Origin of the sequence: Sulfuracidifex tepidarius, assembly GCF_008326425.1 — an archaeon.
GTDB classification, from domain to species: Archaea; Thermoproteota; Thermoprotei_A; order Sulfolobales; family Sulfolobaceae; genus Sulfuracidifex; species Sulfuracidifex tepidarius.
Genome location: NZ_AP018929.1, coordinates 1,427,222 through 1,451,275, shown reverse-complemented (window position 1 = coordinate 1,451,275; position 24,054 = coordinate 1,427,222). Strand labels below are relative to the sequence as shown.

The following is a 24,054-nucleotide window of genomic DNA, read 5'->3' as shown; positions in this document are numbered from 1 at the left end:
GAAATAAGTTTGAGAACGCTTATTTCTAAATAGAGCTATATTAATTCCAACCTACATTTTTTTAAGCACTAACGTAAGAAGCTATTATGCATTTAAATAAAACGTGGAGAGCATTAAGCAGAAATCTAGTTATTTTAATTTTAGTTATTATAGTTATAATAGCAGCTGTTGGAGGATATCTTGCCCTTCACAAATCTTCAAAAGAGACTACACTTAACGTGATCACATTCAGCGGACAATCGGCAGATTTCATTCAGTATGCAGCAAATCAATTTGTGTCATCTCATCCTGGCGTGAAAATAAATGTCATACAAGAGCCTTTCTCAGAATACATTTCCGATGAGGAAACGTCTTTAGCGGGACATAGTACGCAATACGCAATTTTAGGTTACACGTCGACCTCTGCACAGGATATATCGAAGTATCTGTTGCCTCTAAATTCCTCAGACTTCAACATGTCAGATATAATCTCTCCTCAAGAGGACTTCGGAGGGATAATCTATAACGTGTCATCTCATTCCTATGAGACTATTGGGATAGCTTATGAGACTGCAATATATCTCACAGCTTATAACATTAAAATTTTTGATAATTCGACTCTAGCTAGTGAGTTTTCCTCTCAATATCATATGAATTTCTCGCCAACTACATGGAAGAATTGGACAGTGGTGGAAGACGTAGACAATTTCCTTACATCGAAGGGAATTACTAAATACGGTTTCCTCATAGATGATCATGAGAATCATGGTATAATAGACGCATATCCTGCAATATTTGGTTATTATTACAGAGATGCCTATAGCTTAAATCATGGCAATTACTCAGGAATACCAGGCTTCAACATAATGTTTGAGGGTTATACTCTTCCAGGGCTGAACTATCCATTACCTTCATTTAATTCTAGTGAAGGAGTTCAGGCACTAGAGACATATAAGACCTTAGTATCATATGAGGTCTCTCCATCGTCTGAACAAATTCAATACGGAAACCTGCCAACTATATATTCCTCTGGTGAAGCTCCTGGTGCATTTCTATTCATAACGCAGCTAAGCTCCATTTCGTCTAACGTGTCATCAGAAACTTACCTTGCTCCTCTCCCAGGAGGGTATGCAGAGACTGGAACCGACTTTTTAGGCATAAACAAATACTTGCCCGCATCAGAGCAGAAGATAGCCTTAGAGTTCCTGGAGTTCTTAGTTTCACCAAAGGTTCAGGAAGAAGCTTTCATAAAGTTCGGTAAGTTCCCCGTTTCAAGAGAGGCCTTCATGCAGCTGATGTCTAATACATCTCTAAACACGCAACAGCTAGAATGGCTGAAGGAGGTTTATAAAGCTTCGAGCAATGCCTTCGCAAATCCACCTAACATCCCTGTTACGTATTCATCTCTCATTCCTGATTTCAACGATCAAGTTTTCAATTATCTAACGTCAACTTCTGTCTCGCCGTCTAGTGTGCTTCAAGAAGCTGCAAACGAGTGGATAGCAAGCTTGCAATCCTACTATTCCTGAAAGGTTCTCTCCTAGAGGTAATCCGTTTTATTTTCTTAGATAGAATATTATTTTTCTGAGTAATATATTTTTCTTACTGCTGTAAAATGATAAATCAATAAGAAATTCGCTAATAATTTCTTCAAGTTGATAAATTCAATATAACAAGCTATTTTTCTATTATTCTAAAAACTCTAAAATTATGACTGTCTGAATTTCGAAAAGTATTATAGCTCTACCTCGTGAGCTTCTTAGCGGTGAGTTTCTTTGCTTAACGTTATTCGATAGAGATACAATTTTTAAATGAGTTAATTGAACTCACATGATGAAAAGCCTCAACGATTTAATAGAAACCGTTTCGCAGTCTGTGGTTACCATTATTTCGAGACCGTTCTCCATCAATGACTATGTACAGGGTAGGGTAATTCAGGGAGGATCGGGTTTCTGCGTTTCGAAGGGTCGAATAATAACTAATCTTCACGTAGTGGAAGGCACGAAAGAAGTACAGATCCTAACAAAGGACACTATTTCAAAGAAGGGAAGAGTGATTCATGTGAACCCAATAAACGACTTAGCCCTCATCGAGGCTGATGTTGAAATTCCTCCGCTGAAGGTTTCAGAAAACGTGAGAATAGGAGATTTCGTCATAGTTCTAGGGAGCCCTTTCCTCTTCGACTTGGGAGACCTAACCGTATCGTTCGGCATTATAAGTTCGGTAAACAGAGAGATAAGGTCTCCCTTTGGTTACAACATGTACGTCTATCAGACGGACGCTGCTGTAAACCCAGGGAATAGTGGAGGTCCGGTAGTCAATATGAACGGGCAAGTGGTAGGGGTAGCCCAAAGTCATCTCGATAAGTCTGAGAACATCAATTTCCTAGTTCCCGCTAGGTCGCTTCAGAGCTTTCTGTTTAACGTATATAAAAACGGAATGTACTTAGCTCCTTTCACTGGAATAGATAAAATTAGAGTAATAAATAGAGTCATAGGGAAATACCTTTCTCTCGACGTTGATTATGGTCTCATGATACAGAGCATTTTGAATGACAGTCCAGCACAGAGAGCAGGACTTCTTGTAGGTGACGTTATTCTTTCAGCCAATGGAGTGCCTCTTCGAAGTACTCTCGATTTATGGAACGTGTCAGAAAGAGTATCTCCAGGAGTTCTAAATCTAGTAGTTCTAAGAGAGAAGAAGAAATATTCTGCGAAACTGGAAATAGAGGGAAGAAGGCTTGATCATATATCGTAAAAAAGGAACAACAATATGATAGATATTATTACAATTAAGATAGCTATGAAATCCTTCGGTGTGAATTTATCAGGCCTTTCCTTCTGTGTCTTCTCATGAGTCCCCTTTATGAAAGGTGAGGCTTTGAAGTTGAAACCGCAACTCATACAGACTTCGTTAGAATCGCAATTTGGATGACCACAAATTGGACAATATTTGACCATTAATTCATGAATCAAATCGATATAATTTAAACTTCAACTCATAGACGGTTTACAATCTTTTGTTTAAAATGACAACACGTTCTAATCAGCAAGTTTAGGTTAAACGTTCTCTTTCGTTAGGAGAACAGAAATCTGAAGAGTTAGTCACATGGGAGAGTTAATATTTTATATTAATTAGTCTAAAATCTACTTGCCGTGGTAGCTCAGCCTGGCTAGAGCGCTGCCCTGGTAAGGCAGAGGTCCCGGGTCCAAATCCCGGCCGCGGCTTGTGGGGGATACCCCCACGCCCCCACTCCTCTTTAATTCTTCGTATGATTTCACCACGTCGGCTAAAGGTCCTACGTAATGTTCCCTTGCGTTACCTTCCTCATACTCTAGCTTGTAAACGTAATACCGACCTTTTCTCTCACGTAAAATTATGTCGCCATATTTATACCGCGTCTTATCTCTCGTCATTTTCACGCCTAGTATTATGATTGCTAAAAAACGTTTATAAGAGTTGGTAACATGTCAAATTTTTCCGTCAAAAAGCTCATAGCTGAAACGAGAAGGCAAAGAATCCTCAGCTTTAAGACAAATTCAATAAATCACGTGGTATCAAGGTCTCACGCGAAGACGTTAAATAAATCCAATTATTAACGTCAAAAGCATTCGAAATAATAGAAAGCGAATAGCAAGACTAGGAAGACGAGAAACAGGAATGGTCAAAACAAACTTCTGCTTCCGACAATCAGTGATATCTCACTAATTTTACTAGAAATGATGCAATTTCTAAGGAAGGGGGAAATATAGGGGCGATTCAGATTTCCATTGTGAATTGTAATTATGCTAAAAATAGATCAAATAAAGAGAATTGTCAAGCGTGAGTTCTTACCCAGTCTATACGAGAGCGTTCAATTAAATTCACTCTATTCAATAAATAAACTGAATTTGCAAAGGAGACGTGAATGAACCAAATATAGAGATGGTGTAGAAGAAGTCGACTTGTTTTAGTAGAGTCATAAAAATAGTGACACCGACGTGTAGGGACTCTACGCATGTCTCCTTCACCTAATGACAAAATTCAGATTCCTTTTTTCCTCTTGTAGATGTTCTCTATATGTTTATCTCAAACTGTTAAAACACGCCACGTTTCAAGATCTTCTTATTACTTTTTCTCTATATCACTCCTCCTGAAAGAGGGAATATTATATCTTTCATGTGAAATAATTTGATGAAATAACACTGATTTCCTCTACTTTTAAAATATAGTAAGCTCTATCTTAGAAACATGACAGAAGGGACAGACGGTAAGGGTCTAAAGGAGGATGGTAAAGATAACGATGATAGCAAATTAATGGACATGATAATGGGATATTTCACTGAATATATGGACAAATACATACAGGATACGGGGAAAAGCGACGATGACACGATTGCTTGTTACATTGCTCTACAGACCCTCTCTAATGTATTAAAGAGGACTACAGAGAAAAGACTAAATCCTTCTTTCGTGCAGAAGATAAATTCGCTCATAGACGATTTGACAGATGACATCATAATGAGGAGCGAGAAGGATAGGGAAAGGAAGGAAGGTTAAAGCTTAGAAAGGGATGAAAAGAGACAACAAGGCTCTCCACATGGAAATTGACGGAATAGCAGACCTTCCATTACATGAAGGACACGTTCCTCCTTACTTGATTCCTATAATGAAAAGGATGTCTGCGGCTGTGATCAGGATCATGATAGACGAATGGGGCCCTGCCAAGGTAGTAGAAAGGTTATCAAACCCTCTCTGGTTTCAGGGATTAAACAACTTAATAGGTATGGACTGGGATTCCTCAGGATCTACTACCGTAACCTTGGGTATTCTAAAGGAAGCAATTCCTCCCGAGGAAGGAGTAGCAATATTGGGAGGAAAGGGGAAGAACTCTCTCAAGATACCAGAGGAGATCGAGCGTTTAGACTACGACTTGGATAAGGTTTCATTAGTCAGGAACGCTAAATTAGCGTCTAAGGTAGATACTACCGCCATACAAGATGGACATCAACTTTACCATCAGAGCTTGATAGTATCTAGAGAAGGGAAATGGGGTATAATCCAACAAGGGATGAACATCGAAACGAAATTTGCCCGACGTTATCACTGGTCAGACCGCGTTTCTACTTTAACTTCTCATGAAATTGCTGGATTGCCCAATAATTTGTCCTTTAATGTCATTACTCCAGAGACTAAAGGCGCTAGAGAGACAGTCCTAGACTTGTTAAGGCAGAACCCCAGGAAAACCTTGTCTGAGATCGAGAGAGCGATATCCATCTTGCGGGGGAATACCGATATAACTTTCTGGTTAAACGGAGGTACACAGTACGTTATCTCTCCTAAAGCCAAGTTAATCTACATGAAGCCCATAGACGTGACGAGAATAGGTCAGGTAATATCTAGGGTTTACGAATCAAATCCCGACTCTTTCGACAACGCTATGCTTAGCGGTTTAGGTCCCTCAACTGCTAGAGCGCTTTTCCTGGTTTCTGACTTGATCTACAACGAACCTCCATCATATTCGGACGTAGTTAATACCCCTTACGATCCTTTCAAGTATGCTTTTGCAATAGGTGGTAAGGATGGAGTACCTTATCCCGTTAATAGAAGAGCTGCACTTGAGGTAATTCGAACCCTAGAGAACATGGTGGACAGAGCCAGATTAGATAAAAAAGATAAAAATGCTGCCTTCAAGAGATTACGTGAGAGTATTGGACGTACTTAGGAAGGGACTAGAGGACATAGCGGTAAAGGAGACCTCAATAACGTACATTGATGGTAAGATGGGAAGGTTATTTTACAGGGGTTACTCCATCTTTGACCTGGCAGAGCTGTCCTCTTTTGAGGAAGTTTCGTTTCTTCTGTGGAAGAATAAACTTCCGAACATTAGGGAGTTAGAGACCTTCAAGAAAACGATGGCAGAGCAACGTGAAGTCCCAGGCCAGATATTAGAGTATTTGGCTAAGATAGACCCTTCATCTAATCCCATGGATGTATTGAGGACTACTGTGAGCATGATGGGTACAGCTGACAGGAGTGATTCAGATAACTTTGAAAAGTCTATAAGGCTGACTTCAAAGATACCTACCATTATCACATCGTTCCATAGAATCAGGGCAGGGCTGAGCCCAGTACAGCCTGACTCCTCTTTAACACATGCGTCTAACTTCCTCTACATGTTGACTGGTCAGAAGCCTTCTGAGGTAGAGGAGAAGACCATGGACGTAGTTCTGATACTTCACGCAGATCATGAAATGAACGCGTCTACTTTCGCATGTCTAGTTATAGCTTCCACTCTCTCCGATATTTATTCTTCAGTAATAGGAGGTATTTCAGCCCTTAAAGGTCCCCTTCACGGTGCAGCGAACTCTGAGGCATTGAAGATGTTCCTTGAAATAGGCTCTCCTGATAACGTTGAAGAGTACGTTTACAAGAGGTTGTCTAGAAAGGAGAGGCTCATGGGATTCGGGCATAGGATTTACAAGACTTACGATCCGAGAGCGTTGATCTTACGTTCCTACGCTGATAAGATAACCTCTGTTAAAGGGAATAGAAATCTGTATGAAATAGCGAGAAAGATAGAGGAAATTGCTGTGAGGTCTCTCGGGCAGAAGGGGATATATCCTAACGTTGACTTTTATTCTGGGCTTGTCTTTTACTCTCTAGGTTTCTCACCAGAGTTTTTCCCCACAGTATTCGCCTCGTCAAGGGTAGTAGGTTGGACTGCACAGGTGATGGAATACCTGAACGATAATAGGCTCATAAGGCCTAAAGCTATCTATGTGGGCGACATAGAGAAATCCTATGTTCCGATAGAGGATAGATCTTAAATATAACCAAATTTATAAATATTCAGATGCTTAAGTTCAGGTTTATAAGTAATAAAGAGAGCCAGATCTACTCTAACTTGATGAAAATGTCATCTATGATAACTGAAGGAGTGGTCGCTTTACAGGACGAATTCTCTTCAATAAGAAGAGACAATAAAGACCCTATAGCGACCGATGTGATAAAGATAAAGGGATACCATGAAAGGATAGCTATGCTCAGGGAGGAGATTTTATCAACGCTATATGGTGAAGCTTTTCTTCCAGATTTCAAGGAGACCATTGTAATGCTCACTCAGTCTCTATATAGTACAATAAAGGCAGTTAAGGACGCATCGAGAGCCATGAGCTCTAGGACGCCTAATGAGAAGTGTATCGTCTCTCTTTCAGAAGGTCTAATTACATATCTCTCCCTCGTAGTTGAGGCTTCTAGAAGGACATCGGACTTAATCTCTGCAATACAGATAGACATGGAGGAGGCTATAAAGGTAGGGAAAGAGATACAAGCAATGGAGAGGCAAGGTGACGAGATAAAGGACAGCTTGCTTCAGAGGCTTTACGATATGGAAAAAGAGCTAGATATAATTTCGATCCTTCAAATGAAGGATATAATTCTCTTTATAGATGAAATACTGGATAACATGGAAGAGGCTACACTGAGTGTGGAACTACTTTACGCTACGATGAAAGCATAAGTTCTTCTTACCATTGTCATGAGTACACGTTTTAAGAATTTAAATAGTAAAATTTAATAGAAGATCGGTAAAAAAAGAGGGAAAAACATTACATGACATACTATTTGAAACGTTATTAAGGTTAAAAAAGAAGGTCTAGTTTTAACTAGACTAAAATAATTATTTAGTATTTAAAAAATCATTTTCTTCTTCTTATTAATGCTATTATGGCTATTATTAAAGAGATTATACCGACTGCAATAGCTATTTCGGAATATATTCTAGTTTGTAATTCATTAGATTTCTCAATAGAAACTGAGGAATTAATGGAGCTAACATTGTCCTTGATTGTGGTTAGATTGCTCTCAGCCTTGCTCAATGAGGACGAAACTTCACTGAGTTCAGTATTAACGTTTATAATTGTCTTATGAGACGCACTAACCCCGTCGTTTTGAACTGCCTTAATCAATAACTGATATGCGCCTTCCTTCAATTGAGACGTGTTCAAGGTCAATTCGAGAGTGCCGTTCTTATAGTATGTCTCTACCTCAGTTCCGTTCAAGTAGGCTGTCACATGGTTCACTGACTCTCCTAGGACAGTGAAATTAAGGGTAAATGTACCGTTGACGGTCAACTCCGCAGGAGCCTCAATCCTCACTGGTGTAGGTGAAACGTTAGTCACGTTAGAGTTCAGTATAATCACTCTGCTGTTAACTAAGACTAGGTTTGAAATATGCGAGTCGAGTATCGTTATATTAGAATCGTATGCTTCAACTTCCTCCATATTACTGTTTGCAATGGTCAAGTTAGTTCCAGAAACGCTTACCGACCCAGAAGAGAGGATCAGCGTAGGCTTGCCTCCCACGATAGAAGTGTTCTGGAACATATCGTTCATCAGTGTGCCATGGAAGCCTTGTATTGTATCTCCGACGAAGAAGGTGTATGGTAACGGAAGTGTGACGTTTTGGTTCTCGACAAGGCTGTAAGGCTCTATAGTGAATGACTTAGCATACTTTAGTTCTACTCCGGTGGGTACCCCGTTGTAGCTTTCTCCAGTGATTAGGATGTAGAAAGGTCCTTGAGAGATCCCAGAACCTAGGTAAGTGAGATTTCCGTCATTATATATGGAAGGCAGTGTCACATTTCCTTCCCATAACCCAGTGGAGTAGTTAAAGAACAAGGGTATCTCTAGCACATTGCTTATCTCCGGATATTCAGCTGATAGCTTGTAGGGGAAGATGGTCGCAGAGTACATTCCATATTCCACTGGCGTACCGTTAGGGTAGCTTATGTTTGCATAAATCTTCATGATGCTTCCCTGTAGCGAATATTCTGAAACGTTTATCCTAGGAATGGAACCTTGAGGGGTCACGTAGACCTGACCGTAGAAGTAGCCTGTAATGTTCTGATCTAGAGAATATGATTGGTATTGAGCGTTGAATATCACGTCATAGAGTCCTTGGTGTACAGTAGGGGGTACGTATAGATCTCCCTCGTATTCCTGTGTAGATGAATTATAGTACAGTGAAGACTCACTTATTTCTGTATTGTTAGGACTTAGTAAAGTAACATTGATTGTAGTTCCAGATACTGAATCTGAATAGACTGAATTGGGTAGATTCGAGGGCGGGGTTATAGTACCAAATACCATGATATATTGTCCACCAGAAACGCTTCCTGGCTCTGAGACTACCTGAGGTAAAACGAAAATAGATTGAAGGTCAAATCCATTGTAGAATGAAACGAACCCATAAGCGTTTTCGCCCATAAGGAGGATCACTCCTGGACTGTAATTACCCGCTAGATAACCAACCCATTCACCGGTAGAGTTATCGAATGTGAGATTGAGGCTTCCTTCTAGCTCATATTCGTTTGACGTGAAGTTGTAATAGAACACGTTTACTTCTACTTGAGATTCATTGAAAGGTTGTCCGTAAATCCCCTCAACGTTAGCTACGACGGTTACATTGTCTTCGGTGTAGTAAGGCGTCATAGGCTGAGGACTCTGGAAGCAGATATAGTAACCAGCGAAAGTTTCTACCATTCCTACTCCAGTTAAGTTAGATCCATTAACTTCTCCTTTCGCTACGACTGTCAACGATGTTATTCCGCTGTCGTTTGAAGGTAATTTAAAGGAAGTCACGTACATATCGTTTTCCCTTTGCATTTTGAGTGCCTCTACTGTCCCCATAACGTCCTTTACAAGGAGCGTGACGTTTCCAATGACTGGAGTGCCGTTATATGTGACGTTTGCGGTGACCTCTAACTTTTCTCCAAGGAAAACCTCGCTAGGTAGAGTAACGTTAGGAGTTCCATTAAGTACACTTATTGACACGGAAAGAGAAGGCAATGCGTGTTCTTGTTTTAAGTACTGTGATAGATAGCCTAAGTTTACGGAACCCCAGCCATTCACTAGATTATATCCGTACTTGGCAATCCATGGTATATTATATCCGAATGTGATTGGCACGAATGCTTTTTGGTATATTGAGGAGTTTTCAGCTAGCTTGTATATTACAGGATTCAAATCTCCTAACTTTCCTCCTACATATTGGGACAGTAACGCTATCATCCCAGCCATGAGAGGGGAAGCTTCGCTTGTACCTCCACTGATTTCGGTGATGTTGCCTGGGCAAATTATGTATACACCTGGGTACGCGTTAGCGTTGGCTGAAAGATCCGGGATCTCTCTTCCCTGAGGATATGAGGAAGGTGTACTAACGTTTTGGTACCAAGGTTTTGGCTCAATTATGCTAACGCCTCCAGTGCTGCCGCCGTAGTTAATTCCGTCGGGAATGAAGCCGTAGTTAGACCATGATGTGGTTACTATCCCTTTCCCGAAATCTATGTAAGTTGTAGTCCCTCCCATACTGAGGACCCAAGGAGATGTTGAAGGATATCCTACAGTTCCAAGAGGTCCAGCGCTATATCCGCTTCCTCCAGCGTCGCCTGAAGATGCAAGGAATGTTATTCCTTCTGCTGTTCCCATTGCGTAATATTCGTCTGTGAGAACCACACAACTGTAGAACTCCGGTCCGTTAAAGGTGGAGAAGTCTTCTTCTGGTATGCTGAAGCTCTCTGAGAGATCTGTGACATTGTCTTGTTGATCTATGCAGGATATGATGCTATAAAGAGGCAGATTTCCATTAGCAATGTAAAGAGTTATTCCAGCTCCTGGTGCCATTGTGTGGGCTGACTCGACGTCTAGGCTTATTTCCCCAGCCCAACCTTGAGATATCCCTAAGTTCGGATCATATGGTCCTATTGGTACTATGCTGAAGTAAGGAGGACTTGATATGTTGTAAGCATGGTCATAGAACGCTAATTGCTGTTTTATGTAAGGGTCACCGTAAAAGTCCAGTATGCCTATGCTGAAGTTAGAAGATCCTTTTATTCCATTGGAGAATAGGGGTGTTATGTTGTACGCCTCCCATAAGGACTTTATGGGATACCCCTCTATCGGAGCGGTAGAATTCACGTTCTCCTTTTTAGCGTTCATGTGTGTGAAAAGTGTGGACGGATGTTGGAAGAAAATGTTGGATAGATTGCTAGAATATACGAAAGCTCTAACTGGTTCATTTAGGTTCCCGGAAGCTGCGTAGTAACTCTCAGTGCCATTACTGAAAACTAAGAAGTTAAGACCAATCTTCTGAAACTGATAAGCCTGCCCTTCTACTACTATAACTGAATCCGTAGAACTCGATATCACCTTTAACCCTTCTTCTTTTACCCATGATAGAAGTTTTTCGTAGCTATGAACTGGATAGAATAATTCCCTGACTTGTTCTTTGGCAAGGAAGTGATGGTATAGTGTAGAGCCTGGATCAGATGTCTGTTCTGCATAGTAATAGAGTAGGTTTAGGTTTCTCAGCGGTATTTGAAAAGTAACTACAACCGATGTATGAGGGTTTAACGTTCCTTCATAAACGAAACCCTTCACCTCTGGGATGTTATAGCTAGGTAAGGAGGTATTGGGAATTTGTTGGCTATATCCTAACGTAGTTTCATAAGAGGCTAAAACTGGGACTATCATGACTAGCATTAATATTATACCTAAGAAGCTTCTTTTTCCCATGTAAAGTAAGCGACAGAACTAATATATAAAAATTATTTAAATATAAAACCTCTTTCTTTTGACTTGTAGATTATATTATATCAGTATCTGGAAATTACCTATCATTATATGTCTATTTATGTTTTTTCAAATATTTTTACGTTCTCTCGGCATGACATTGGTGAAAATCTATCATTATAGATTATTCGTAACTAGAATATGTTAATAATTATTTATTTTCATTTTATCATTGTTTACTCAAAAATCTTATATATATGGAATAAAAGATATAAAGTAGGTAGTCTTTATGACACACGAAAAGCTCGAAACTTTAATGAAAATAAAAGGTGCAGTTGCAGCAGGAGAGTTCAAGGAAAATGGGGAGTTGGTGGCCTATAAAGGACAGATGCCAGAGGACGCTGCAAAGATGGCAGCAATGATGTGCGCAGCTAACACAATGATGGCTAAGATGCAATCAGAGGGATTCTCAAAGATGACTGGAATGAAATGGTCTCCTCTTGTAGGATGGGCAGTCGCAGCTGGCGAATATGCGGTATGTGTAGAAGGGAACTACGGGGTCTTCGTACAGTTAAGCAATGCAGACTTCAACGAAGCGTTTAAGGTTCTACACGAAGTAGCACATAAGTGAAGGAAAATAACTTATTTTTTTAAAAACTATTTTTAGTGCTGGAGTGTTTATATCCTCTAGTTCATTTTAAATCCAATTTAGAATTTTTAATAAGCAAAGAGTGTCCCCTAAAGCGACGTATAAAAAGATAGCTCTATAAGCTGAAATTATACCACAAGTAGTTATAATGAGGAAGCTATCGCTACTTATTGTTTCTTCTATGGTGACTGGAATAACATGGGGAGCCAATTCCCTAATGATTCCTCTTTACCTCAAGGGATTAGGGCTGTCTCCTTTCGAGATAGGAACGCTTCTTGCTTTAGCCATATTAGTTTCAGCTACTGTATCCTTGGTTCTTTCAGCATATGCAGACGCTTACGGCAAAATTAGAGCGTTAACAATCCAGTCTCTATTGTCAATAGTTGGTATAATCCTTTTGATCGTTGGGATTCCTTTTGGCTATATAACCTTGGGAGGATTTGGAGGAGGAACCATAAAGATGGCTATGATATCGGATCTCAGCGACGATATGGAAAGGGATCTGAGCAGGGTCAATTCTGGCTCAATCCTTTTTTCTGTTTTAGGATCTGCCATAGTAGGGTTTCTAGATCCTCCTTACGTTTTCTCTGTAGAGTTGATCATCTACATAATATCCATCGCTTTGGTGATAGCGGTAGGAGAGACTTCTTCACCGCAACGTAAATTCACATTTGGGCTCAAGTCTGGAAAGACCATCTTTAAGTTCTCCACGGATTCCCTGATTGGTCTAGGAGCTGGAATGGTGATTCCATTGATGTCCTTATGGTTCTACTTGAAGTTCGGAATAGGAAGGGAAGAATTGGCTCCGATATATGTGATTTCGGAGCTTACTTTGGCCTTCTCTAGCATGATATCTCCTATTCTCTCGAAGAGGTTCGGTACAGTTAACACGATTTTCGCTACAGAAATAGCTTCAATTCTTTTACTGGTTTATCTTCCATTCACTTCGTCTTTTCTGGACGCTTCCTTAGTTTACGTGGTAAGAAACGCTCTCATGAACATGACTTCACCTATAAGGGAAGCATTCATCTTGAGCCTCATACCAAGGGAGGAAAGAAGCAGGGGGAACGGTTTCGTGAATCTGTTTCACGCCATTCCCAGAGCTCTGGGTCCGGAAATAGGAGGTATGTTCTTCGGACTAGGTAATTTGACTTTACCCTTCTTGATAACAGCGTCTTTATATTCAATCTCAGGCATAGCGTTTTTCTTTATGTTCAGGAAAGTCAATGACTCAAAGCCACTTAGCTAATCCCGGTTCTTCCTTGCAGTACAAGAGATAGGTAGGAAATTTCATTTCGAGGTCAGGACGCAACGGGCTCTTCCTTACCTTTACACTCACATTTCCTTTTCTTTCTCTTTTTAGCTCTATGATAGAGGACTCTGCCCTTAAGTAAGTTTTTTCTTCTATGAAGAAGAGAAATGTTCTTCCTTTTCTCTTCATAAGTGATGAATAGATAGAACACCCGTACAAGTAAGGATTAACTATAATAAGATCTCCAGCGAACGAGTCTATTGCAGGTACGACGTCCTCTTTCTTGAAAGCTCTCCTTACCTTTACTTGATCTTCAACTTCCTTGTCCATTATTCTAGAGAACGTGTTAAGGAGATAAGGGTCTATTCTAGCGTCTCCTACTAACAGCAAGCTTACCGGTGCCGACTCTACGATAGTCCTATGATAGAAGATCCTCATGAGCACGACGTCTTCGAATTTGAAACCCACTACTTTGTCAAGTCCTATTATCTCGTCTATTTCCCAGATCCCAGTCCTCAAGAGAACCACCTCTTCACCTCCAGGGAAGTCCTCTTGACGTATTCTTCGTAGTATAAAGGGTCATGACCAAGGTATTCCCGAGCTGTATAGAACTTGATTCCCTTGATGTAAGGCTTTCCCTTTATCATGATTACGTAGTCTCTGGGTGAGCCGAAGTGAGCCCTGAAAAGGTATCTCTCGGTAAGCTGGGGTAGTGCATCGACGACTTTCCTCTTAACGTCGTCCGCTGAGTCTTCTGTAGACGCAATCAAAAGTACTTCCTCGAGAAAGTCTTGTATCAGCTTAGGCTGGTTTCTCCTCACGACCCCTTTCACTTTCATTCCTGACTTAGTCTTTCCGAAATATCTCTGTGGGTAAGGCTCTCCTTTGTCAGAGGATGTGAAACATACCCAATAGAAATCGGCATCGACCTTGAGTTTGATCCCCGTGGCTCTCTCAAGCTCCTCTATCAGGGTAGGTATCTTATCCCTCTTTCCCCTGACTATTAGGGAATCTATTAACCCGTGTAACACCTCCATTCCTAGGTCCTTGGCTACTTCTATTGCCCTCCTCATTGTTTTCCTGGAGAAGAAAGTCACTAGTTCATAAGCTTCTATCTTTCCGAAACGCGAGTTCCTGTATCCCAAGTAGCCGAAAGAGGCCACAAGAACCCACTTTATAGCTTCCATTCTCTCCCTGTCCATGTTCCTCATTTCCTCCTTTCTCCTGACCAGGTAATCTAAGGACTCAGGGACTATCCCCACCTCTTTCCTGCAGATAGTATGTCCTATTTCAGTCCTCACGTCTTCGCACCCAACGTTTACGGTCTCAGCTGAAATGTTGTTATTTATTATCAAGGAGGGATACATGGAGTTGAAGTCTATTTGGACTGCGTCGTCGTAAATTCCAGGTTTAGGGAAAAGTATTAACCCTCCCTTATCCGCATCCCTTATTTCAGAGATCGTCCTTTCCCTCTCCACGTTAGGCCTGACGTTTGGGACTACGAACTTCCTGCTTAGGGCCGTCCATGCTTCATTAGTAGTAAGTATCTTGCCTATTGTGGAGGAGACTACCATTAGGAGAGACATCTTTGAGATCACGCTCCACTCCATGAGTCCTCTCAACCCAACGTTGACTCTTACCTTGTTTGAGTTCAAGGACAAGTGGGACGAGACCCTTACTGATGGCGGGGACAGCGATATATCCACCGCGTTAGTAGGGATGTAATCTATCTCCTCACCGTTGAGTAGAACCTTGGGCTTAGAGAAGGGTTGTTTTTTCACTTCTAGAGTTTTAACCTCATAGAAGCCATCCCCTAGGTCGATTACGTCTTTCTTACCTATCTCTACTTTCCTTAATGGCAAAGCTCCCTTCCTTACGTAAGCCTGAACCCAGCTAGGAGGAAAGGAATTTACACGGTTCCTGACCCTCAATTTATGGTTGAAGGACTCTATCCTGAACAGAGGTAATCTGCCTTCAAATGTCCTCCAGGTCTCCCTCTCGACCGAAACCACGTCTGGATGAGAGTATGCTGATGCATCGATCTCCTTGACGTAAAATGGGTAGGTGACCGGGACGTAAGCTTTCCTTCCTCCATCAAGCAATAACTTGAGCCTTCCCCATTCCGGAACTATATCTATGATCACTCCTTTCATTCAGACACCAGAAAGGCTAACATTATTACCTCGAGTGGATCTGAGACCTCGTCTTGCATAGCTTCTTCTATGTACCTCACGTTTTCCCTTACTCTGATTATCCTGTTTGTAATTCTTTCATCTCTCAGCTTTCTTGCCACTCGTTCTAACTTTTCAAGCTCCCTATCTACAGACTTGGTAAGGGAAGGCTGTGTTCTTCCCATAATTTACCACGGATTAAAAAATGGGGGAGTGTGAAACGTAAGTGATCATAGCGATGCTGTAAGGTGGGAAAAACGGAAACTATAGTTTTTATAAAAAATAATCATGTATAGAAACACATTATTATTGTATATTCTTTTTTGTTAATTCCCATTTTTCTCTATTTCTTCGCGATCCTTTTCAGCTTTTTCTAACATGTCGTCCTTTCCTTCCATCTCCTTTAACACTTCTCTTATTCCCTCATCAAGTTGGGGGTCTACCCCTTTGTTATAGTCCTGAGGTGGGTACTCTACCTTAATGTCTGGATCTACTCCGTAGTTCTCTATTCCGAATTTGACGTCGTCGAACCAAGTCGCGAATTCAGGTTGTGTCACTGTAGTTCCATCGACTAACCTAGTTTTGGGGTTTATCCCAACTACTCCTCCCCAAGTGCGAACACCTATGACTTTGCCAAGACCTAATCTTTTGAAAACGTGGGTAAATATGTCGCCATCAGATCCAGCGTGTTCATCAGTTAAACATACCATTGAAGGAGGTGGAGAGAACGGCATGTAAGGTGACGCTTTCCTATACTTGGGTAAATCAGCACCGATTCTCTTTCTAGAAAGGAAGTCTATTATGAGAGGAGACACATGGCCACCTCTGTTGTACCTCACGTCTATTATCAAAGCCTTTTTGTCCATCTGGTGAATGAAGTCTTTGATGAACTCTGAATATCCCATAGGACCCATGTCTGGTATGTGAACGTAACCTACCTTACCTGAGGTTCTCTCAGCGACGTATTCCCTGTTTCTTCTCACCCAGTCCCTGTAGACCAGATAACTCTCGTTTCTGGTCGTCTTTACGTTCACCTTTGTCTCTTTTCCATCATGCTTTAGGGTTATCAATACAGGGATTTCCTGCTTGTCGACGAGGACCTCCTGTGGAGTGACCTCCTCAGAAAGCCTTACTCCGTCTATGGAAACGATGCAGTCTCCCTCCTTCACGTCTATCCCAGAAGATAAAAGGGGGCTTTTCTCTCCTTCAGCTGAGAGATCTCCGTGAAATATTCTGGTGATCTCGTAACACTCGCCGTTGAACTTGACTTGGACTCCTAAACCGCCTATCATGTAGGGTTTCTCCACCTTTAGGTCATTGACTATTTGGTAAGAATGAGATGTACCCATTTCTCCTTGCATTTCGTTTATCAAGTCCATCAGTTCGTATCTAGTGCTGACCTTCTCCGTGAGGTTCAGATATTTCTCGAGTACCCCTTCCCATGAGCCGTCAACTTCCTTCCAGTAGTTTTGCTTCATGAGATACCACGTTTCTTTGACCATTTGCTTCCATTCCACCACGGGGTTTACCCTAGTTCTGATCCTGCCTAGATCCAGCACTCCGCTGCTCCTACCCGGTTCCTTTGACGTTAGGTCTGGCTTCTTCTCCATGTCTACTATCCTCAACACGTTGCCCTTTTGCCTGACTGTTACTTTGTCTCCTGCTATCTCGAAATCTATCACGTCGTTGAGAATTTCTTCCTGTTTCCCGGTCTGCATGTCGTAGACTATCAGTGAACCCACCCTTTCAAGTGAAGAGTAAAGCCAATATTTCGCTCTCCCCTCTATTGGAAACTTCAGGAGGACTACTTTGCTACCCTTGAGGTGTCTTATCTTGCTGAATATTCCGGCATCTATTGGGAAAGCCTCAACTCTCCTTATAGCCCCTTCAGGGTTTAACTCCCCGTCCCCTTCCATACTCAGGAAAGGAGAGGGAACACCCTTTTTCATCACCGCAACGAAAGGTTTAGTTGCAGCGGGGAAGTCGTAGGCAAAGACCATTTCGTCCATTACTGGATCGAAATGTCTAACAGAGAGGAAGAAAAGATATTTTCCATCGTTACTGAAGGTAGGGCAGAAGTCCCTCCCGGTTGCGTTCGTAACCCTGAACTTCTTGTCGTCTATTATGGTCCAGATAGAGAAGGTCTCCAGATCCTCCTGCTTAGAATATGTAATCCATCCGTTCTGGTTTATCGTGAAGTCCGTGATTTCGCCGTAGTCGCTGTGATCGATTAACTTCATTCCATCGGAAAGAAGATAGAGGTCTCCTCTTTTGTTAGATAGAACTATTCTAGATTTTGATATTTTAGCTCCAGTTATCATACCTACTTTTGGTTTCAGCTCAGCCTTCTTCTCTCCGTCCTTGTCGTATACTTCAATGACGTCGTCGTACCTAACGAGAAGTATAGATTCTCCGTCGGAAGAAACTATTTTATATCTGCTATTTCCGCTTATATCTCCTATCGGGATTGGAGCCGAGTCCCAACTTAATAGATATGCCCTCCCTCTATTAATTACCGCTATTTGGTCTGAAGAGAACGGTGAGAACGTATTGAAGCTCTTACCCTCATCGAAGAATTCCTGCTTCTGTTTTCCGCTTATTGGAACATTGATGTCAAGTTTCAGGGCTTTCCCTTCTTGATACAGATATATCTCTCCTCCGCTTTGGAACACTATTCTCTTCCCGTCTGTGTTAGCGTTTCTTACGTAGAAGTCCTTCATGTCTGTGTGCTTCCTCAAGTCCTTTCCTTCTATGTCAACTGAATACAAGTTTCCTATTCCCTCGTGGTCAGAGACGAAGTAGAAACGACCGTCGACCCACATAGGCGAGTTCAAGTTTCCATCAAGCTCGAGGAACTTGACGAACTCGCCCTTGTATCCTCTGTCTATCCAGAACACTCCTCTTGTTCCTCCCTTGTACCTCTTCCAATAAGTGAGGTCGTAGTTGTTCCTTCCTATCACGAACGCTTTCTCGCCGTAAGCTATAGCTGTGACCGGGCCTAAGTTAAGTCTCTTCGGTTCGCCTCCATTGGGATCTACCTCAAAGAGATCTCTCCATGCAGCGAAAGGAGTCTGGAAGTCTGAAGAAACTAGAAGCTTTCCCTCGGGTGTCCACCCAACCACCGTTGTAGTTGGACTTCCGAAGAACGTAACTCTCTTTACGTTTCCACCCTCTGTAGGTATAACGTAAACCTCAGCTGCGGAATTTCCTGAAATCTGAAGCCTTGTAAACGCTATTAGATCTCCTTTTGGGGAGAACTTTATTTTAGTGATTGCGCCGAAGCCTGAAGTAAGCCTAGTCGGTTTGCTTTCTCCTAGTTTCATTACCCATAAGTCATCCTCGCTTGCGAACGCTATTTTTTCTCCATGAATATCCGGGTACATTAAATAAGCCATATTGATCTCTGAAACGTCAAGCTGAGTAGATTAAAAATATGGATTCACCTAGGAGGTGAGGCTTTTGATTAGTTCAATAACGGTTGTTATTAAAGTAAAAATAGTATTTTATTTTTGTTTGGATGATTTCCTTGTTAAAAATTCCTTTAATCTCTTAATTATTCCTTTAGAAAAGAGCTCTCCTGCTATGAAAGATGAGGATTTAATGACATAAACTCTGTACAATTCACCTTGCAATTCCTTTTCATATATGTCGGTGTCTCTATCGTACTCCATTTTCTTGAAGGATAGCTCATTTAAGAGGCTCTCTATCTCGTCCATACCTTCTATTACCCCAACGGGACCAAAGTCCTCGGCTTTCTCTATCCATGTCATTACCTCAAACCAGCTCCTGTAGACACCGGGGATTTCTATTACCCTCTTATTACTTATAGCCCTGCTCATGATGTCCACCCTATAATTTTCTCGAGAGTAAATTTAAGCTTTTCATTTAATAGCTATTTAATATAAGTTAAATCTATTATTAAGGTGTTGCCATCTATATAGAGTATATAGCACTAAATTTACTATATAGTGTCATGAAACGTGTGTGGATGATGAACGACAAGACGGATAGCTTAACTGTCCTGTAGTGTTCTTTAATTTATAATTCATAATCGAAAATATGTCAAGTCCATCCGGAAAATTTCCTTTGTATATGTTTTCCTAAACTTACCCCTGCTATGACAGCGGAGAGCATGAATAACGGTTTCCATGGCAGAAGGAGTCTGGGACTTTTGAGGCTGAAAGTTTTGTATTCCAAGATTTTCTTGAGCTTGATGTTCTTATATGTCAGTTCAGCTTCGTGGATATTCGATATCAAAGAGAAGGTACCTTCTAGGTAGGGAAAGGTATAACCAAGCAAGTGCTGAATATATTTTCTGTATATCTCTATGTGAGAATAAATACATCCGTTATCATATATTCTAATGTGTAGTTCCCAGGGAAAGAGGACAACTTTTGAGAGGGAATATTTTTCTCCCATCTTGAACGCCAAAGATGGCTTCTTAAAACCGATCTTAATCAGGGACGACGCTACAGAGTTAACGTAGGTAGGAGGGACCTTGAGACAAAAATTTCTTTCGTTCTTTATATCATTGTCATTTAAAGAGACTGTTTCTCCGTCGTATAGCTGAATTTTCTTTGGTAGCCTCAACGTTAAAGGGTTAACAATACTCTTCATCAATTAGGTAGTCTTGTAAATCACTATTAAATACATGTCTTAAACTCTATAGAAAAATCATTTCTGTCATCTAAAAGTCCATAAGGCCAGCTTTCTTTAGTAATTTCCTATATGCAACTACAGTAGCATCGGAGCTCACGTACGTTTCGGGTCCGTCTACAAGGCCCTCAACTATTGCTCTATCCTGCTCCGCTAAAGTGTCTTGAAACTTCCTCATTTCGTTAGGATCCCCAGGATAGTTGCTGGCAATTATCATCCACATCATCGTTTTCTTCTCTTCCATGGGAGTGACAGTCATGAAGATCGAGAACTTTCTCTCCCCATCTCCTTCCTTAATGAAATATGCTGAATAGGGGGATAGGATCTTATAAGTGTAGTTTTCCCAGCCTCCATTTCCGCTACCATCAGGATTGGGCTGGAAAACCCTTATGTCTTTAGCTACTATGATATCCCCTTCACTTTCCACGTTATAATGTGGTATTGACGGGTTATTTTTGTCTCCTAATAGTCCTTCATGGACGAACGGGAAATGACTTACATCAAGGAAGTTCTCTACGACCTTGAAGGGGGAAGCGTTAAAGAGGTAGGGTCCGCAGTGGACCTTCATGAAGGAAGGATCTCCATATTCCTGGAACTTGGGTATTTCTCCGGACAGATCGTCTAGTTTCACCCAGAGTAAATCGTATTGTGACATAACCTCGTACTTTCTTGCCTTCCCCGGTCCTTTCATGGTGTGGGCGGGTACAAACACTACGCTCCCGTCATCAGAGTATTCCCACCCGTGATATGGGCACACAAGATGTTTTTCTTTGATGCTACCTTGGGAAAGTCTAGCTCCTCTATGGGCGCACCTATCATCGAATGCAGCCCATGTACTTCCTTTCCATATAACTAAGTCTATTCCTTTCACTCTAACCCTTTGGATCTCTTCTAAATTCCGCCCTGCAACGTACCACATATGGCTATTCAACTTTTTATGGTTAAATAATGTAGTGTTGTATTATTAAAACACTATTTTGGTTATGAAAAACTTCTTTGATCTTCCTTAAGATAATTTTTAAGTTAATAGTCGTACTAAATCTCATCCATGAGTGAGATGGGATTTAGATGGCTGGTATTTTCTAGAATAATGAGAAGTATAGGGATTATATTTATAACACTTTCATCTTCGCTTTACTTGTCATTAATTCACGTATCTGTAGTAATCATCGGAGTAGTGTTTCTGGGCGTGGTGGGATTTAGTTCCTTGCTTTCAATTACATTAGGTTTAATAGGAGATAGGTACGGCTATAAGAAATCTCTCATCATAGGGGATTCCATCTCTACCTTGGGGGCATTCATTTTCTCACTTTCAAGTAACTTCTATCTGATTGCCGCTTCCCTCATAGTAGCTGGAATAGGCGGTGCTGCTGGTGGTATGAGGGGTGTCTATTCTCCTGGGCTCTCCGCTTTAGTAGTGAGCAACTGGCCAGACGAGAGGGAACGAGTTAAGAAAATGGGGATTTTAACTTCCTCAGCTTCGTTAGCTTCAATAATCGGTAGCTCTATGTTGATAATTCATAATTATCTTCCGTTTAGCAATGTAGAAAACTACAGAATCCTTTTCCTGGTGTCGTCATTCTTTCTATTGAGTTCACTTCTGTCAATTTTGAAGGTAGAAGAGAAGGCCAGACCGAGGAAGACATCTAAGGTAATGACAAGGAGTAGCTTCAGCTACGTTTACAAAGTAATGGTAACTAACGCTTTAGCTGGATTTGGAATAGGTCTGGCCATACCTTTGCTCCCTTTGTGGTTTAAGATACGTTACGGTGTCGATTCATCTGAAATAGGTATAGTATTTACTCTATCCTATCTCTTCACATCCGTAGGGTCTTTTCTAGCTACAAGAATTCACTTGGATATCCTGAAAATCGCGTCGTTTACAAGGACAATGAATGGAATATTTCTCATTTTAATGGCGATCTCTCCTTGGTTTGCCTTAGCTTCTGCCCTTTATCTTGTGAGAGGTATGAACGCTGGAATAGGCGCACCTAATAGGGTTGCTATCAATGTGAGAGGAGTGCGTTCAGAGGACTTCGGTGCAGCCTCAAGTATTGAGGGAATAGCGACTCGCGGAGCTCAGATGAGCTCCGGACTAAGCGGAGAATTAATGGAAATGAGTACGTTTTACCCGTTGTTTCTTGGAGGGGTAATACAAGCTATAAGTGGAATACTCTACCTCACGCTACTAAGGAAACCTAGGTCGGAGTCTCAGGCAATAAAACGTTAGGAATCATCTGTTTATTGTTTATAAAAACTGATGTAATATTCAATGGAGAAGCTTATGGTAAACTTTTAAATAAATATTTTTTAATTTTTCATATGAAATTAACTTTAGTTTTAAAGGGAGATAAAGAACCTGAGGTAGATTTCGGTGGAGTTATTAGATCCCTCATGGATATGTACCAACAAGGGCCACTTTTCGCCTTCATGGTTTCAATACCGCATTGTATGTTCGTGATGACGAAACAAGTGTGTTTCATGAACGACTTGAAACCTTCCTTAGTTAAAGTAGAATCTACTTTCGTGATAGACGATGAGAAGAAGAGAAATGAAGGTAAGACGGTCATACAGAAAGTAGTTGTTTCAATTGAGCTTCAAGGGCTTTCTTTAGATCAAACTAAGAAGGTTGTAGATGAAGTAAAGGAGGATTGCCCAGTCTATAACTCTTTTCCAGAAAAAATTGAGATAGTTCCACACTCATAACTGGACGGGAAGTCCAAAAATTGTTATGTATGTTATATTAAAAAGGAAATAAAAAAGAGCAACTTTTGATCTAAATGGTAAGAAAAGATTTATAAGAAAGAGTTTTCATATAATCAAATATGGTAGAGGAGATAGTAAAAGTATCAAGAAACTATCAAATAACTATACCCGCAAAAGTAAGACAGAAGTTTCAGATAAAGGAAGGGGATCTAGTAAAGATAACATTCGAGGAAGGTAAGAACGAGGTAACAATTAAGGTATTCGATACTAAAGGTTTTTGAATTAGCTGTTAGAGCGTATTAAAGCTAGTTTTGATCCCTTTCCTTTATACACTCTTTTTCTATAATTTTATTTTCCGCTTTTTCCATGTTTCTTAGGAAATCTCTTAGATTAAGATACTTATCATCAATTTCTTCATATGCTTGCCTTCTGTCTATAAGAGCACCTTGAAGACATGCGTTAACAGCTCCCAGAACGTCTACTTCGTATATGTCTCCTAGGTGAATTGCGTTTTCTCTAGGGTTAGCTATAGCTATTTTAAAAATTTCAGGATCAGGCTTTACTTTACCAACCTCAAACGAAAAAACTACCTTGTCAAAGTACTTCCTCAACCCGAAAGTTTCAAGGTGTTTCTTTGCCTTTCCGTTATACGCTGCATTACTTACCAAAACAGTCTTTATGTCCATGGATCTAACTGTCTCCAGGAAATCTATCACGTCATCGTAGAGGAAAACCTCCTTCTCAGCTTGTTTGTTTGCGTCTTCTATTATTTTTATTTCGTCATCAGAAATATTAATGTTAAGCTCTGAGAAAACCTCCCTTAACGAAGGTGTATTATTTCCATTTGGGTTCGGTTTTAATTTCTTGCCTCTTAATTTCGCTGAAGTTCTAAATATTTGTTTAGAAGATACAGAATAGCCCAAATCTTTGAGCAGATCAGAAATTATTTGATATCCCCACGGCTCGTTATGCACCAGCGTATCTCCTAAGTCGAGAGATATTACTTCTAATTTCATCAAGAGTGTTAGAATTTGAAAGATAAAAACGTTGCTTAAACGAGGCAGTACAGCTATTTTTACTTGTACTATT

Annotated in this window: 21 protein-coding genes, 1 tRNA gene and 1 pseudogene; 12 read left to right on the top strand and 11 right to left on the bottom strand. The window is 40.8% G+C overall.

The genetic code is table 11. The features are described from left to right. The first annotated feature begins 86 nt into the window (after positions 1–86). Together IC007_RS07275 and IC007_RS07270 are read left to right on the top strand one after the other, a co-directional pair. On the top strand, positions 87–1,508 hold the full coding sequence (locus IC007_RS07275) for an ABC transporter substrate-binding protein (protein WP_149528563.1): 1,422 nt from the start codon (positions 87–89) through the stop codon (positions 1,506–1,508). Between the two features lie 301 nt (positions 1,509–1,809). Then, entirely contained in the window at positions 1,810–2,736 is a 927-nt protein-coding gene (locus IC007_RS07270) for a S1C family serine protease (RefSeq protein ID WP_149528562.1), read from the top strand. Here the strand turns inward: IC007_RS07270 and IC007_RS07265 are convergent. Further along, complete coding sequence (locus IC007_RS07265) at positions 2,724–2,939, bottom strand: hypothetical protein (RefSeq protein ID WP_149528561.1); 216 nt, start codon at positions 2,937–2,939, stop codon at positions 2,724–2,726. The two genes, IC007_RS07270 and IC007_RS07265, sit on opposite strands and share 13 nt — an antisense overlap. Positions 2,940–3,131: 192 nt before the next feature. Between IC007_RS07265 and IC007_RS07260 the strand changes: the two genes are divergently transcribed. Beyond that, positions 3,132–3,206: transfer RNA gene (locus IC007_RS07260), tRNA-Thr, on the top strand. A 33-nt stretch (positions 3,207–3,239) separates the two neighbouring features. On the opposite strand, the pseudogene IC007_RS14195 reads toward IC007_RS07260, so the two are convergent. Further along, a pseudogene (locus tag IC007_RS14195) lies at positions 3,240–3,395 on the bottom strand (putative integrase); the annotation flags it as partial. 814 nt (positions 3,396–4,209) lie between these two features. Between IC007_RS14195 and IC007_RS07250 the strand changes: the two are divergent. Genes IC007_RS07250 through IC007_RS07235 form a run of 4 tightly spaced genes read left to right on the top strand, consistent with a single transcriptional unit; the run spans position 4,210 to position 7,480 of the window. After that, complete coding sequence (locus IC007_RS07250; RefSeq protein WP_054845038.1) at positions 4,210–4,518, top strand: hypothetical protein; 309 nt, start codon at positions 4,210–4,212, stop codon at positions 4,516–4,518. A gap of 40 nt (positions 4,519–4,558) precedes the next feature. Continuing rightward, entirely contained in the window at positions 4,559–5,683 is a 1,125-nt protein-coding gene (locus IC007_RS07245; RefSeq protein ID WP_149528923.1) for a DUF763 domain-containing protein, read from the top strand. Beyond that, complete coding sequence (locus IC007_RS07240) at positions 5,661–6,788, top strand: citrate synthase/methylcitrate synthase (RefSeq protein ID WP_232048871.1); 1,128 nt, start codon at positions 5,661–5,663, stop codon at positions 6,786–6,788. The genes IC007_RS07245 and IC007_RS07240 overlap by 23 nt, the downstream gene beginning before the upstream one ends. 26 nt (positions 6,789–6,814) lie before the next feature. Continuing rightward, positions 6,815–7,480, top strand: a complete 666-nt coding sequence (locus IC007_RS07235; RefSeq protein WP_054845039.1) for a DUF47 domain-containing protein — start codon at positions 6,815–6,817, stop codon at positions 7,478–7,480. Positions 7,481–7,658: 178 nt separating this feature from the next. Here IC007_RS07235 and IC007_RS07230 read toward each other — a convergent pair whose 3' ends face one another. Next, positions 7,659–11,534: a S53 family peptidase gene (locus tag IC007_RS07230; protein WP_054845040.1), complete on the bottom strand. Its 3,876-nt coding sequence runs from the start codon at positions 11,532–11,534 to the stop codon at positions 7,659–7,661. A gap of 286 nt (positions 11,535–11,820) precedes the next feature. Here IC007_RS07230 and IC007_RS07225 point away from each other — a divergent pair, with 286 nt between their 5' ends. Together IC007_RS07225 and IC007_RS07220 are read left to right on the top strand one after the other, a co-directional pair. Further along, positions 11,821–12,162 carry a DUF2173 family protein gene (locus IC007_RS07225; protein WP_054845041.1) on the top strand — a complete coding sequence of 114 codons (342 nt, stop codon included), beginning with the start codon at positions 11,821–11,823 and terminating at the stop codon, positions 12,160–12,162. A 166-nt stretch (positions 12,163–12,328) separates the two neighbouring features. Further along, positions 12,329–13,429: an MFS transporter gene (locus IC007_RS07220; RefSeq protein ID WP_084739573.1), complete on the top strand. Its 1,101-nt coding sequence runs from the start codon at positions 12,329–12,331 to the stop codon at positions 13,427–13,429. On the opposite strand, the gene IC007_RS07215 is transcribed toward IC007_RS07220, so the two are convergent. The 7 genes from IC007_RS07215 to IC007_RS07185 all read right to left on the bottom strand — a co-directional run bounded on the left by IC007_RS07215 (position 13,412) and on the right by IC007_RS07185 (position 21,178). Beyond that, positions 13,412–13,960, bottom strand: coding sequence for a hypothetical protein (locus IC007_RS07215; protein WP_149528559.1), 549 nt, complete (start codon positions 13,958–13,960; stop codon positions 13,412–13,414). The genes IC007_RS07220 and IC007_RS07215 overlap by 18 nt on opposite strands. After that, complete coding sequence (locus IC007_RS07210) at positions 13,948–15,585, bottom strand: DNA polymerase domain-containing protein (RefSeq protein ID WP_054845045.1); 1,638 nt, start codon at positions 15,583–15,585, stop codon at positions 13,948–13,950. The genes IC007_RS07215 and IC007_RS07210 overlap by 13 nt, the downstream gene beginning before the upstream one ends. Continuing rightward, positions 15,582–15,788 carry a hypothetical protein gene (locus IC007_RS07205; RefSeq protein WP_054845046.1) on the bottom strand — a complete coding sequence of 69 codons (207 nt, stop codon included), beginning with the start codon at positions 15,786–15,788 and terminating at the stop codon, positions 15,582–15,584. Before IC007_RS07205 ends, IC007_RS07210 begins: the two co-directional genes overlap by 4 nt. 141 nt (positions 15,789–15,929) lie before the next feature. Next, positions 15,930–18,998 (bottom strand): S41 family peptidase, encoded by a 3,069-nt coding sequence (locus IC007_RS07200; protein ID WP_149528558.1) that lies wholly within the window; start codon positions 18,996–18,998, stop codon positions 15,930–15,932. 108 nt (positions 18,999–19,106) lie between these two features. Beyond that, on the bottom strand, positions 19,107–19,442 hold the full coding sequence (locus tag IC007_RS07195; protein WP_149528557.1) for a hypothetical protein: 336 nt from the start codon (positions 19,440–19,442) through the stop codon (positions 19,107–19,109). 223 nt (positions 19,443–19,665) lie between these two features. Continuing rightward, positions 19,666–20,220 carry a hypothetical protein gene (locus tag IC007_RS07190; protein WP_054845050.1) on the bottom strand — a complete coding sequence of 185 codons (555 nt, stop codon included), beginning with the start codon at positions 20,218–20,220 and terminating at the stop codon, positions 19,666–19,668. Between the two features lie 70 nt (positions 20,221–20,290). Beyond that, positions 20,291–21,178 (bottom strand): Rieske 2Fe-2S domain-containing protein, encoded by an 888-nt coding sequence (locus IC007_RS07185; protein ID WP_054845051.1) that lies wholly within the window; start codon positions 21,176–21,178, stop codon positions 20,291–20,293. Between the two features lie 129 nt (positions 21,179–21,307). Here IC007_RS07185 and IC007_RS07180 point away from each other — a divergent pair, with 129 nt between their 5' ends. From IC007_RS07180 to IC007_RS07170, 3 genes are all read left to right on the top strand, one after another. Continuing rightward, a complete protein-coding gene (locus tag IC007_RS07180) occupies positions 21,308–22,489 on the top strand; it encodes an MFS transporter (RefSeq protein ID WP_054845052.1) in 1,182 nt (393 codons plus the stop codon). Positions 22,490–22,581: 92 nt separating this feature from the next. Further along, on the top strand, positions 22,582–22,965 hold the full coding sequence (locus IC007_RS07175) for an OsmC family protein (protein WP_149528556.1): 384 nt from the start codon (positions 22,582–22,584) through the stop codon (positions 22,963–22,965). Between the two features lie 119 nt (positions 22,966–23,084). Then, on the top strand, positions 23,085–23,246 hold the full coding sequence (locus IC007_RS07170; protein ID WP_054845055.1) for an AbrB/MazE/SpoVT family DNA-binding domain-containing protein: 162 nt from the start codon (positions 23,085–23,087) through the stop codon (positions 23,244–23,246). Positions 23,247–23,270: 24 nt separating this feature from the next. Here the strand turns inward: IC007_RS07170 and IC007_RS07165 are convergent, their stop codons facing one another. Further along, entirely contained in the window at positions 23,271–23,981 is a 711-nt protein-coding gene (locus IC007_RS07165) for an HAD family hydrolase (protein WP_054845056.1), read from the bottom strand. Between the last annotated feature and the right edge of the window lie 73 nt (positions 23,982–24,054).